General features: G+C 70.9%; 1 protein-coding gene (only partly in view). It reads right to left on the bottom strand.

The genetic code is table 11. The features are described from left to right. Positions 1-14,848 carry the end of a non-ribosomal peptide synthase/polyketide synthase gene (locus ACFOW8_RS12990; RefSeq protein ID WP_378550549.1) on the bottom strand. It continues 29,378 nt past the right edge of the window, so the window shows 14,848 of its 44,226 coding nt (coding positions 29,379-44,226); the start codon falls outside the window, past its right edge; it ends in the stop codon at positions 1-3.

A 14,848-nucleotide genomic window follows, 5' to 3' on the forward strand; every position in this document is an offset into this window, starting at 1 on the left:
CTACTCCACCACGATCACCGTGACCTCATCATCCGCGTCGGCGGTCGAATCACCTGGCACCACGAACCAGTGGGTGACCTCCCCGTCGGCCAGGTCGTCGGCGACCTCGGCTTCGGGCAGGACCGACAGGGCGCCCGCGGTGGCGGCGGCCAGGAACTCCTGGACGGCGGCCGGACCTGCGGCGTGGGTGGTGTAGGTGGTGGATTCGTAGTCGATGCCGTGTTCGGTGCGCAGGCGCTCGGCGAGGGCCACGGCGGCGCTCTGGGTGAGCGTCGACGTGGCCGTGCCGGTGACCGTGACGAAGGCCGGGTGGTCCTCCGCCAGCGGACGGACCCGGTCGGCGTAGGAGACCGGGTGCGCCGCCGCGGCGGCGATCTCGTCGGCCAGGTCGGGCAGCATCAGCCAGGTCCCCGCGGCACCGGCGAGCGCTTCGTCGCCGATCCCGAAGGACGCACCGGCCGCGGCGATCTCGACACCGGTGAGCTCACCGGCGAACAGCACCGCGGCGCCCGCCTTCTGCACCGCCCAGGCTGCCAGTACCGAATCCACGCCGCGCGGCAGCGAGATCGCGACCACGTCACCGGGACCAGCCCCGCGGGCGATGAGCACGCGGGCCAGCTGCGAGGATTTGCGATCCAGCGCGCTGTAGGCGATTTCGCTGTCCCCACGCAGCAGCGCCGGTGCCTGCGGATCAGCTTCGACGACCTCGCCGAGTACCTTGGCCACCGTCTGCGCGCCGACCCCGGACAGCCCGACCGGAGCCGACGCGGCCGCGGTCACCCCGGACTCGGCGAGCAGCGCGGCGCGTTCGCCCGCGTCGAGGATGTCGATATCGCCGACCAGCCCCGTCGAGTTCGCCAGCAGCTCGTCCAGCACCCGCAGCAGACGCTGTGACAGCGTGCGGACCTCGTCCTCGGTGAAGGTGCTGGTCAGGTACTTCATCGTGATCTCGATGGTCGACTCGGCCATCACCACCAGCGTGAGCGGGTAGTGCGTGGCGTCGTCGAGCCCGACACCGGTGACCTGCATGCCGTCGATCGAGCTCGCCGCGGTGACAGCGTCCTTGTCCATCGGGTAGGACTCGAACACCAGCAGCGTGTCGAACTGCGCGCCCATCCCGGCCACCCGCTGGATGTCGGAGAGGCCGACGAAGTGGTGGCTGAGCAGTTCGGCCTGCTCGGCCTGCACCCGCTTGGTGAGCTCCTCGGCGCTGATCCGGTCGTCGATCCTGATCCGCACCGGCAGGGTGTTGATGAACAGGCCGACCATCGACTCGACACCGGGCAGTTCGGCGGGGCGGCCGGACACGGTCGCACCGAACACCACGTCGTCGCGGCCGGTGAGCCGGCCGACGACGATGCCCCAGGCGGTCTGCAGCAACGTGTTCACGGTCGCACCGAGCTCGCCCGCGTGCTTGCCGAGCGCCCTGGTGCGCTCGGCGTCGATCTCCACGATCACCTTGCCGAGTTCGTAGCGCTCCTCGACGCGCGGCGCAGGCGCCAGCTGGGTGGGGCCATCGACCCCGGCCAGCGCTTCGGACCAGGCCCGCAGCGACACGTCCCGATCCCACCCGGACAGGAAGGACAGGAAGTTACGGTAGGACGCCACCCGCGGCAGCGCGGTGAGGTCACCGCGCACCGCGTAGAGCACGAGCAGGTCGCGCATGAGCAGCGGCATGGACCAGCCGTCGACCAGGATGTGGTGCACCGTGATCGCCAGGTGCGAGCTGCCCTCGTCGGTCTTGTACAGCCCGAAGCGGATCAGCGGCGCGGTCGCCATGTCGAACTGGTCGGCCTGGTCGGCCCGCAACAGCTCCTGCAGGCGCGGCAGCCGCTCGTCGACCGGCAGGTCGGTGAGATCGACCTCGCGCCACGGCACCTCGAGTTCCGAAAGCACGACCTGCACCGGCTGACCGGCCGAGTCGGTGACGAACGCGGTCCGCAGGTTCGGGTACCGATCGAGGACGGCCTGGGCGGCATTGCGCAGCCGCGCGGTGTCGACGGTGCCGGTCAGGTCGAGCACGGCCTGCACGGTGTACACGTCGACGGTCGCCGAGCTGAGCATGGCGTGGAACATCAGGCCCGCCTGCAGCGGCGAGAGCGGCCACACCTCCGACAGCGCCGGATAGGCACCTTCCCACAGCTCCAGATCGGACTGTTCGACCCGCACCAGCGGCATGTCCGACGGAGTGAAACCGCCGGCATCGGCGCGCTGCGCGTGGGTGGCGAGCGCGGTGAGCGCGGCAACGAACAGGTCGGCGAACTCCTTGGCCCGCGCGGCGGTGAGCAGTCCGGTCGGGAACGCGATGTTCGCGCCGAGCTGCGGACCGTCGTCGCCGTCGTCGACGATGGCGTTGATGTCCAGCGTCGCGTTGGCGGGCATGTCCAGGTCCATCTCGGCGTCGAGCTGACCGAGATCGGCCACCGGCACCCAGCCCAGTTCGGCGAGTTCGGCCGGGATCTCCCCCGCCGTGGCACGGCCGAGGTAGTTGAAGCTGATCTGGCCGACGCTCGGCAGCTCGGCGCCCTCGGCGGTGAGGTACTTGAGCATGCCGTAGCCGATGCCCTTGTCGGGCACGGCGAGCATCTGCTCCTTCACCGACTTGAGCACGGCACCCAGCGCGGCACCGCCTGCGAAGGCGTCGTCGAGATCGGCTCCGGCCAGGTCGAGCCGGACCGGGAAGGCGGTGGTGAACCAGCCGACGGTGCGCGACAGGTCGGCACCGGCGACGATTTCCTCCTGGCGACCGTGACCCTCCAGCTTGATCAACGCGGCGCTACCGGATTCGTCACCGCGCCACCGGGACACTGCCAACGCGAGCGCGGCGAGCAGACCGTCGTTGACGCCGCCGTGGTACAGGCCGGGGATGGCCGTGAGCACCGCGTCGGTGACCTCCGGCGACAGGGTGACCTGCACCCGGTCGACAGTGGCGAAGGTGTCGACCTTCGGGTCGAAGGCTCGTGCGCCCAACCGCGGGTCGGCGGTGGCCGAGACCTGGCGCCAGAACGGCAGTTCCGCGCGCCGGTCGGTGGCCTGCTCCACCAGGCTGTGCGCCCAGCGCCGCATGGAGGTCCCGTTGGCCGGCAGCGCAACCGGCTGACCGGCCGCGACCTGGCCCCAGGCCATGGCGAGGTCCGGGATCAGGATGCGCCAGGAGACACCGTCGATCACGAAGTGATGACCGACGATGAGCAGCGCGTCGCGCCTGCGCGGTCCGTTCGTGTTCGGGCCGAAGGCGAACCAGACGAACTGCACCATGGCGGCGTTGGCCGGATCGAGCCTGCCCATGGCCTCGTCGTATTCGACACTGGCCAGCTTGGACAGCTGCTCGTCGGTAACCTCGCCCGGCACCTCGACCCGGCGCACCAGCGTGGTCACGTCGACCTCGCCCGGCGCCAGCGCCTCGAACACCCACTCGGACCCGACGGCGTCGAATTGCTCCGCCGCCGCCTCCGCGCCCGCCGGTCGCGCTACGCGCACCACCCGCGAACGCAGCACGTCGTGATGGTCGAAGACCGCGCCGATGGTGGCGTGCAGTACCTCGTCGGTCAGGTTCTCCGGCAGCCGCAACACCATCGACTGGGAGAACCGGTCGTAGGTGGATCCGCCGGCCAGGATCTGGCGCATGATCGGCAGCATCGGGATCTCGCCGACGCCGCCACCGGGCAGCTCCGCCAGCACGACCTGCTCGGCATCGCCCGCGAGCACGGCGATTTCGGCAAGACCGGCGACGCTGCGCTTCTCGAACACATCGCGCGGCTTGAACAGCACACCGCGATCCTTGGCCCGCGAGACCAGCTGGATCGACAGGATCGAGTCGCCACCGAGCGCGAAGAACGAATCGTCGAGGCCGACCGCGTCCACGCCGAGCACCTCGGCGAAGACGGTGGCGATGATCGCCTCCACTTCGCCGGCGGGCGTGCGGAACTCGCGCGGGGCGAGCACCGGCTCCGGCAGGGAACGCCGGTCCAGCTTGCCCGCCGGGGTCAGCGGGATCTCGTCGAGCACCATCACCGCGGCGGGCACCATGTGCGCCGGCAGCTGCTGCGCCGCGTACTCGACCAGCGCGGCTGGGTCGGCGGCCGCTCCAGGAGTGGCCCGCACGTAGGACACCAGGATGGTGGCGCCGGCGTCGGTGGTGCGGCCGATGGTGGCCGCGAAGTCGACGTCGTCGTGCGCGGTGAGGACCGCGTCGATCTCGCCGAGCTCGATGCGGAAGCCGCGGATCTTCACCTGGAAGTCGTTACGGCCCACGTATTCCACGACCGGCGTGCCGTTGACGGTGCGCCAGGCGACGACGTCACCGGTGCGGTACAGCCGCTCGCCGTCACCGTAGGGGCTGGCGACGAAACGCTCGGCGGTCAGGCCGTGGCGCGCGTGGTAACCACGGGCCAGCGGCAGCCCGCCCAGGTACAGCTCACCGGCGACGCCGGCGGGCACCGGCCGCAGCCTGCTGTCGAGGACGAACACGGTCGCACCCGCGATGGGCCCACCGATGTTCATGGTGTCGCCCGGCAGCAGCGGATCGGACAGGTTGGTCGCGATGGTCGCCTCGGTCGGGCCGTAGGCGTTGTAGAACCGGTGCGTCGCCGGGTCGGTACCCGCGCTGTGCCAGTTCGCCACCAGATCGACGGGGGCCTTGTCGCCACCGACGATGAGCGCTTCCAGCCCGGCCAGCGCCGCGGGTTCCATCGACGCCGCGACCAGCGGGGTGAGGAACACGTGGGTCAGGCCGTTACCGACGATGATCTCGGCCAGTTCCTCGCCGCCGACCACGCCGACCGGCGTGATCACCAGGGCGCCCGCCGAGCCGACCGCGAGCAGGAACTCGAGGATCGACGCGTCGAACGACGGCGACGCGAACGCGAGTGTGCGCGCATCCGTGCCGAGGCCGAACCTGGCCACCTGGGCGGCGGCGAAGTTGGCCACACCCGTGTGGCTGACGACGACGCCCTTGGGCAGGCCGGTCGAGCCGGAGGTGTAGATCATGTAGGCCGTGTTGCCCGCGCGCACCGCACCGCGGCGGTCCGCGTCGGTGACCGGCGCGGCGGACTGCGTCGCTACCTCGGCGTGCAGCACCGTGTCGTCGAGCACGAGCCACTCGCCCAGTGCGGGCGCGGGCAGGTGGTCGGCTTCGGCGGCGATCGTGATACCAAGTGCCGCACCCGAATCCGACATCATGTGCGCGATGCGCTCGGCCGGGTACTTCGGGTCGACCGGCAGGAACGCCGCGCCCGACTTGATCACGGCCCAGATGGCGAGCGTGGTCTCCAGCGAGCGCTGCATGGCGATGGCGACGACCGTCTCCGGCGCGGCGCCACGCTCGATGAGCACGCGGGCCAGCTGCGAGGACGCCGCGTCGAGCTCGGCGTAGGTCAGCGAGCGCGCCGCGCCCGGCCTGCCACCGGTCTCGCCCGCCCGCGACACATCGTCCAGGTGCGCTGCGGCCGTGCCGACAACGCCGGCTTCGGCGAGCCGCGCCTCGTCCGGCGTGCCAGGCGCGACGAGCGCACCGAGCAGTCCGGGATCGACCTGGTCGCCGGGGGCGATGATGGCTGGTCCGGCCGGGTTGGTCGCCACGGCCTGCGCCAGCAGTTCCGGGAGGGTGCTCCTCGACGCGGCGGGACCGCCGGTGCGGGTGAGCAGTTCGGCCCGCTCGACGGTGTCGAGGAGTTCGAGATCGCCGACCGGGGTGGTGGTGTCGGCGACGACCTCGGCCAGCAGGCGCTGGAACCGCTGCGCGAATGTCTCGACTGTCGACTGATCGAACAGGTCGCTGGCGTAAGAGAACTCGGCGTAGGCACCGGCGTCGTCACCCGGTGCGGCTTCACGCACGGTGAGCAGCAGGTCGAACTTGGCGGTGTCGACGTCGAAGTCGACAGCCGAGACCGAGAGGCCGGGCAGCTCGAATCCGGCGTCGGGCAGGTTCTCGAACGACAGCGCCACCTGGAACAGCGGGTGCCGCGCGGTGGAGCGCTCGGGGTTGAGCAGTTCCACCAGCCGCTCGAACGGGATGTCGGCGTGTGCGAAGGCGGCCAGGTCGGCTTCCTTGGCGGCGGCGAGCAGTTCGGTGAAGCTGTGCTGGGCACCGACCTGGGTGCGCAGGGCGAGGGTGTTGACGAACATGCCGATGACATCGTCGAGTTCGGCCTCGCCACGGCCCGCGATCGGGGTGCCGATCACGATGTCCTCGGTACCCGACATCCGCGCCAGGAACACCGCGAGCGCGGTGTGCACGACCATGAACAGCGTCGCGTTCTGCTCGCGGGCGATCTCGATGAGTCCGGCGTGGATCTCGGTATCGATCGGGAACAGCACCCGGCCACCGGCGAAGGACTGCGTGCTCGGACGCGGCCGGTCCAGCGGCAGGTTCAGCTCGTCGGGGACGCCTGCGAGCGCGCGCTTCCAGTAGCCGGCCTGCTGGGCGATCAGGCTGGTGTCGTCGGCTTCGGAACCGAGCACCTCGCGCTGCCAGATGCTGAAGTCGGCGTACTGCACCGGCAGTGGCGCCCAGCCGGGGCGCTCACCGGCGGCGCGGGCGGCGTAGGCCAGCATCACGTCGCGGGTCAGCGGTGCCATCGACCAGCCGTCGGCGCTGATGTGATGGGCGACGAAGACGAGGACGTACTCGTCGGCGCTCGCCGCCTGGTCGGCGCCGGTGGCGACGACACGCAGCAGCTCGGCGCGCAGCGGCACCTGGTCGACCACGTCGAAGCCGGTCGAGATCAGCGCCGCGATCCGGTCCCGAACCTGTTCGGGGGCAACGGTCTTCGGCGTCAGATCGGGCACGTTGCCGTCGACCGGCAGGATCACCTGGTGCGGGGTGCCATCGAACACCGGGTACACAGTGCGCAGGGTCTCGTGCCTGGCCAGTACGTCGGCGACCGCCAGTTGCAGTGCCTCGACATCCAGCGCGCCCGTCAGGCGAACGGCGACCGGGATGTTGTTCACGGCGGAGCCGGTGTCGAACTGGTTCAGGAACCACATGCGCTGCTGCGCGAGCGACAGCGGCACCTGCGCCGGACGCGGTCCGGCGACCAGCGCGCGGCGCCCACCGGCCCCGGCGCCCTGCTCCACCTTCACCGCGAGACCGGCCACGGTCGACGCCTCGAACAGCAGGCGCACCGGCACCCGGCTGTCCAGGGCCGCGCCGAGGCGCGCCGCGACCTGGGTGGCCAGCAGCGAGTTGCCGCCGAGGGCGAAGAAGTCGTCGTCGGCGCCGACCCGATCGGTACCGAGGACATCGGCGAACACGCCTGCCACGATCTCCTCGATCGGGGTCGACGGCGCGCGGAAGGCCTGCGCCTCGAACTCCGGCTCCGGCAGCGCCTTGCGGTCGAGCTTGCCGTTGACGTTGAGCGGCAGCGCGTCCATGACCACGAACGCGGCGGGCACCATGTACGACGGCAGCTCGGCGGCCAGCGCCGACTTCACCCGCGCGACATCGACATCCCCACCGACCAGGTAGGCGACCAGGCGGTCACCGGTGCGCGGATCGGACTTGGCGATGACAGCGGCCTGCGCGATCTCGGGCAGCGCGAGCAGAGCGGCCTCGATTTCGCCGAGCTCGATGCGGAAGCCGCGGATCTTCACCTGGAAGTCGGTGCGGCCACGGTAGTCGAGCTCGCCGTTGTGCCAGGCCACCAGGTCACCGGTGCGGTACATGCGGGTACCCGGCGTGAACGGGTTGGCGACGAACCGGTCGGCGGTCAGGTCGGCGCGGTCGAAGTAGCCGCGCGCCAGCTGCGCGCCGGCGAGGTAGAGCTCACCGGCGACCCCGTCCGGCACCGGGCGCAGCCGTGCGTCGAGCACGTACACCTGGCTGTTCCACTCGGGCACACCGATCGACACCGAACCCTGGTCGGCCGCGCTCACCCGATGCGAGGTGATCGAGACCGCGGCCTCGGTGGGGCCGTACAGGTTGAACAGCTCGGTGCGCGGGAAGGCGGTGCGGAACCGCTGCGCGAGCGAACCCGGCAGCGCCTCACCGATGGCGAGCACCCGCCACAGCGAATCCGGCAGGCCTGCCGACAGCAGCGCGTCGAGCATCGACGGCACCACATGCAGCGTGGTGACCCACTCGTTCGACATCAGTTCGTTCAGGTACGCCGGGTCGCGATGACCGTCGGCGGCGGCGATCACCAGGCGGCCACCGCAGACGGCGGCCGACCAGAACTCCCAGACCGAGAGGTCGAAGGTGGCCGCGGTCTTGAGCAGCACGGCGTCCGCGGCGTCCATCCCGAATTCGACCAGCTTCCACTGCAACTGGTTGGCGATGGCGCCGTGCGGCACGGCGACGCCCTTCGGACGGCCGGTCGAACCGGAGGTGAAGATGACGTACGCGGTGTGCGCGGGGCGCAACGGCGCGATCCGCTCCGCGTCGGAAACCGGTGCGGCGTCGAGCTCGTCGAGCTCGAGTTCGTCGATCCGCACCAGCGGCGCGACCTCGGTGCCGAACTCGGCCTCGGCGTTGGTCAGCACGCAGACCGGTGCCGCCGTCTCCAGGATGTAGGTGGTGCGCTCGGCCGCCTGATCGGGGTCGACCGGCACGTAGGCACCACCGGCCTTGGCCACCGCGTACATCGCGACGACCAGGTCCACCGACCGGCGCAACGCGAGAGCGACGCGCTGCTCGGGGCCGACGCCCAGCGAGATCAGGTGCCGGGCAAGGCGGTTCACGCGGGCGTCCAGCTCGCCGTAGGAAAGCTGGGAACCGTTATCGGTCACCAGGGCGACGGCCTTGGGATCGGCGGCCACGGTGGCGTCGAGCAGCGAGACCAGGGTGGCCTCGGTGTCTACCCGCGCCGCGGTGGCATTGCGGGCGTCGAGCACCTGGGCGCGCTCGACCGGCGCCAGCAGTTCGATATCGCCCACCGGGACGCGCGGTGCGGCGACGATCACGCCGAGCAGCCGCACGAACCGCGCCACGAAGCTCTCGACCGTGGCGTGGTCGAACAGGTCGGTCGCGTAGGTGAAGATGCCCGAGATGCCCTCCGGCTCTCCGGCGTCGCCGTACCGGTCGGTGGCGATCAGATGCAGATCGAACTGCGAGAGCCCCGAGTCGATATCCAGCCCGGACACCGTCAGGCCCGGCAGTTCCAGGGTGGCGCGGCCGATGTTCTGGAACGAGAGGCCGACCTGGAACAGCGGGTGGCGCGCGGTGGAGCGGACCGGGTTGAGCACCTCGACCAGACGCTCGAACGGCACGTCGGCATTGGCGAAGGCGGCGATGTCGTCCTCACGCTGGCGGGCGAGCAGCTCGGTGAACGGCTCGCCACCGTCGACCCTGGTGCGGAACACCAGCGTGTTGACGAACATGCCGATCATGTCGTCGAGCGCCGCCTCGCCGCGACCGGCCATCGGGGTGCCGATGGCGATGTCGTCGGTGCCGGAGAGCCGGGCGAGCAGCACCGCGAGCGCGGTGTGCACGACCATGAACAGCGTCGCGCCCTCGGCGCGGGCCAGTTCGACTAGCGCGCGGTGGGTCTCGGCGTCGATCCGCACGTCGACCTTGCCGCCCGCGAACGTCTGCACCGCGGGACGCGGCCGGTCGGCGGGCAGGTCGAGCTGATCGGGCAGGTCGGCCAGCGCCCGCTGCCAGTGCGCGACCTGCTTGGCCGCCATCGAGTCCGGGTCGTCCTCGCTGCCGAGCAGCTCGCGCTGCCAGATGCTGTAGTCCGCGTACTGCACGGCCAGCGGGGCCCAGCCGGGCTCCTGTCCGGCGGCGCGGGCCGCGTAGGCGGTCATCAGGTCACGGGTCAGCGGGGCGACCGAGGAACCGTCACCGGAGATGTGGTGCACGACCATGGCCAGGACGAAGTCACCGGTGATGGTGCGGCCGGGGCCGAAGACGGTGGCCGAGCCCGTCGGCGGTTCGGCCTCGGTGCTCGCGGCACGCAGCAGCGCGATCCGCAGCGGCACCTCGACGGTGACATCGAAGACGGTCGACATCAGTTCCGCGACAGCCGCTTCCATCTCGTCGGCGGCGACGGTGCGCTCGACCAGTTCCGGCGCGGCCTGCGCGGGCGACAGGATCACCTGTGCCGCACCGGCTTCGGTCTGCGGGTACACGGTGCGCAGGATCTCGTGACGGGACACCAGGTCGGTGATCGCGGCACGCAGCGCGGCGATATCGAGTTCGCCGGTGAGGCGGACCGCGACCGGCACGTTGTAGGCCGCCGACTGGGTGTCGAAGCGGTTGAGGAACCACATCCGCTGCTGCGCCAGTGACAGCGGGATGTGTTCCGGACGCGGGCCCGCCGTGAGCGCCAAGCGAGCGCCGGTCTCGGTGTGCTGCTCGATGCGGTGCGCCAGCGCGGACACGGTGGACGCCTCGAACAGCAGGCGCACCGGGATGCGGGTGTCGAGCGCCTCGCCGAGGCGCGCGGCGACCTGGGTGGCCAGCAGCGAGTTGCCGCCCCACGCGAAGAAGTCGTCGTCGAGACCGAAGCGCTTGTCGGCTCCGAGCCGCAGCACCTCGGCGAACGTCGCGGCGACGAGCTGTTCGCTCGGGCTCACCGGCGCGCGGAATACCGCCTTCTCGACCTCGGGCTCGGGGAGGGCCTTGCGGTCCAGCTTGCCGTTGGCGTTCAACGGGAGCGCGTCGAGCCGCAGGAACACGGTCGGGACCATGTACGACGGCAGCTCGGCGGCCAGCGCGGCACGCAACGCCGACTTGTCGAACTCGGCCGCCCCGGCGACAACATAGGCGACCAAGCGGTCGCCGACAACGGGGTCGGTGTGGGCGAGCACCGCGGCGGCGGCGATGCCGGGCTGACGCAGCAGCGCGGCCTCGATCTCGCCGAGCTCGATGCGGAAACCGCGGATCTTCACCTGGAAGTCGGTGCGGCCACGGTAGTCCAGTTCGCCATCGGCGTTCCAGGCCACCAGGTCACCGGTGCGGTACATGCGGTCACCGGTTGTCGAGAACGGGTCGGCGACGAAGCGGTCGGCGGTCAGATCCGCCCGGCCGAAGTAGCCGCGGGCCAGCTGGGCGCCCGCCAGATACAGCTCACCCGAAACCCCGACCGGTACCGGCCGCAGGCGCGAATCCAGCACGTAGACACGGCTGTTCCACTCCGGCGCGCCGATCGACACCGACACCTGGTCGGCGTCGGTGACCGCGTGGCTGGTGATCGAGACCGCGGCCTCGGTCGGGCCGTACAGGTTGAACAGCTCGGCCGGGTTGGCGCCACGGAAACGCTGCGCGGTCGCGGCGGGCAGCGCCTCACCGATGGCGAGCACCCGGCGCAGCGTGCGCGACATCGCCGCACCCGACTCGGTGAGCAGCGCGTCGAGCATCGACGGCACCACGTGCAGGGTGGTGACGCCGGTGGCCCGCATCAGATCGTTGAGGTAGACCGGGTCGCGGTGGCCGTCGGCGGTCGCGACCACCAGGCGCCCGCCCACGGCGGCGGCGGTCCAGAACTCCCACACCGAGAGGTCGAACGTGGCCGCCGTCTTCAGCAGGACAGCGTCGTCGGCACCGATTCCGAATTCGGCCGTCTCCCACAGCAACTGGTTGACGATCGCGCCGTGCGAGACCGCCACGCCCTTGGGCTTGCCGGTGGAACCGGACGTGAAGATCACGTACGCGGTGTTCGCGGGGGTCACGGTACCGCGACGCTCGGTGATCGCGGCCGGGCTCACGCCGCTCAGCTCGAGCTCGTCGAGCACGACCACAACGGCCGCCGCGGTGCTGAACTCGGCGTTCGCCGTGGTCAGCACGACTGCGGGCGCTGCCGTCTCCAGGATGTAGTCGGTGCGCTCGGCCGGCTGATCGGGGTCGATCGGCACGTAGGCCGCACCGGTGCGCGCCACCGCGTACATGGCGATGATCAGCTCGGCGGAACGGCGAATGGCCAGCGCCACCCGATCCTCGGTGCCGATCCCCAGCGAGATCAGGTGCCGGGCCAACCGGTTGACCTCGGCGTCGAGCTCGGCGTAGGTGAGCTCACGACGTCCGCCGACGACACTGATGCTCGCAGGCTCGGCGGCATCGGTGGCGGTCTCGTCGACGACGAGCGCGACGGCATCCGGGGTAGCCGCCACGGTCGCGTCGAGCAGCGACACCAGGGTGGCGTCGGTATCCACCGGGTGCGCGGTGTCGTTCCACGCGGTGACGATCCGCTGCGCTTCCGCGGCGTCGAGCAGGTCGATATCGCCGACGGCGATGCTCGCGTCGGCGGCCACCGCGTCCAGCACGCGGACGAAGCGGTCGGCGAAGCCTTGCACGGTCGCCTCGTCGAAGAGGTCGATGGCGTACCCGAATTCGGTGACCAGCGCCGCCGGCGCGCCGTCGTCGGTGTAGCGGTCGTAGAGGGTGACGTGCAGGTCGGTCTTGGCCAGCTGCGCGTCGTAGTCGACCGAGCTCACCGTCAGGCCGGGCAGTTCGAAGGTGGTGTCGGCCAGGTTCTGGAACGACAGGCCCACCTGGAACAGCGGGTTGCGCGCGGTGGAGCGCACCGGGTTGAGCACCTCGACCAGGCGCTCGAACGGCACATCCGCGTTGGCGAAGGCCTCGAGGTCGCGTTCGCGCACGTCGGCGAGCAGGTCGGCGAACGAGGCCGCCGGGTCGATGGCCGTCCGGAACACCAGGGTGTTGACGAACATGCCGATCAGGTCGTCGAGTTCACGCTCACCACGGCCCGCGATCGGGGTGCCGACCGCGATGTCGTCGGTGCCGGACAGACGGGCGAGCAGCACCGCGAGGGCGGCGTGCACGACCATGAACAGCGAGGCGTTGTTGGCGCGGGCCAGCTCGTGCAGCGCGGCGTGCCGTCGCGGGTCGATCTCGAAGCGGATCGCCTTGCCCTGGAACGACTGCGCGGGCGGACGCGGCCGGTCGGCGGGCAGTTCGAGCTGATCGGGCAGGCCCGCCAGCGCCGCGGTCCAGTACGCGACCTGCTTGGCGGCCAGCGATTCCGGGTCGGATTCGTCGCCGAGCACCTCGCGCTGCCACAGCGCGTAGTCGGCGTACTGCACCGGCAGCGGCGCCCACTGCGGCGCCTCGCCCTGCACGCGCGCCACATAGGCGGCCATGATGTCGCGGGCCAGCGGGCTCATGGAGGAGCCGTCGGCGGAGACGTGGTGCACGGTGAACGCGAGCACGTGGTCGGTCTCGCTGAGCGCGAACAGCGCGACCTTCAGCGGCACCTCGCTGGTGACATCGAAGGTGGTCATCGCGAATTCGATGACGGCGCCGAGCAGTTCGGCCTCGTCGACCGTGATGTGGTGCACCACGGCACGGCTCTGCGCGACCGGCAGGATCACCTGCTGCGGGCCCTCCGGCGAGGCCGGGTAGGTGGTGCGCAGCATCTCGTGCCTGGCGAACACGTCGCCGATGGCCAGCTCGAGCGCGGGCACGTCCAGCTCGCCGGTGAGGCGGACCGCCAGCGGGATGTTGTCCACCGCGGAGGTGGAGGTGTCGAACTGGTTGAGGAACCAGTACCGCTGCTGCGCGGGCGAGAGCGGGATGCGGGCGGGCCGCTCCCCCGCGGTCAGGCGCGGACGGGTCCGGCCGGAACCGGCGTTGTGCTCGGCGCGGGCGGCGAGCGCGGACACCGTGGACGCCTCGAACAGGTCGCGCACCGACAGCTGGGTGTCCAGCGCCGCGCCGATACGGGCGGTGACCTGGGTGGCCAGCAGCGAGTTGCCGCCGAGTTCGAAGAAGTCGTCGTCGGCGCCGACCCTGGCCACGCCGAGCACGTCACCGAAGGTCCCGGCCACGATCTCCTCGATCGGAGTGGCGGGCGCGCGGAACACCTTGGCCTCGAACACCGGCGCCGGCAGCGCCTTGCGGTCCAGCTTGCCGGAGGCGTTGAGCGGGAAGGCGTCCAGGATCACGAAAGCGGTGGGCACCATGTAACCGGGCAGCGCACCGCCGAGTTCGGCGCGCACGGCGTCGAGATCGATCGACGCGCCGGCAGCCGGGACGAGATAGCCGACCAGCTGGTCGCCGAGCCGCTCGTCGGAGCGAACGACCACGACCGACTGCGCGATCGACGGCAGCGCGGTGAGCGCGGACTCGATCTCGCCGAGCTCGATTCGCAGACCGCGCAGCTTCACCTGGAAGTCGGTGCGGCCCAGGTACTCCAGTTCACCGTCGGAGGTCCAGGTGACCAGGTCGCCGGTGCGGTACATACGTGCGCCGCCCGCACCGAACGGGTCGGCGACGAAGCGGTCGGCGGTGAGATCGGGGCGTGCGACATAGCCGCGCGCCAACTGGACACCGGCCAGGTACAGCTCGCCGGGCACCCCGACGGGCACCGGGTGCAGTCGCGAATCCAGCACGTACACCTGGGTGTTGAACACCGGGGCGCCGATCGGCACCGTGGCGGTGTCGGCGTCGGTGACCTCGTGGAAGGTCACATCGACCGCGGCCTCCGTCGGCCCGTACAGGTTGTGCAGCGCGGCACCGGTGAGCTCACGCAACCGCTGCGCGGTCGGCGCGGGCAGCGCCTCACCGGAGGCGAAGACCAGGCGCAGGTCCTCGACCACGGTGCCCGCCTCGGCCAGTTCGGCCACGAACACCGACATCATCGACGGCACGAAGTGCGCGGTGGTGACGCGCTCCGCGGCGATGATCGCGGCCAGGTAGGCCGGATCGCGATGGCCGTCGGGCTTGGCCACCACCAGGCGCGCACCGATCTGCAAGGGCCAGAAGAACTCCCACACCGACACGTCGAACGTGGCCGGGGTCTTCTGCAACACCACGTCGTCGGCGCGCAGCTCGTACTGCCGCTGCATCCACACCAGGCGGTTGACGATCGCGCGGTGACTCACGGCCACGCCCTTCGGGCGGCCGGTCGAACCGGAGGTGAAGATCACGTACGCGGTGTGGTCCGGC

It is taken from the genome of Nocardia rhizosphaerae, from assembly GCF_042650365.1.
GTDB lineage: Bacteria > Actinomycetota > Actinomycetes > Mycobacteriales > Mycobacteriaceae > Nocardia > Nocardia rhizosphaerae.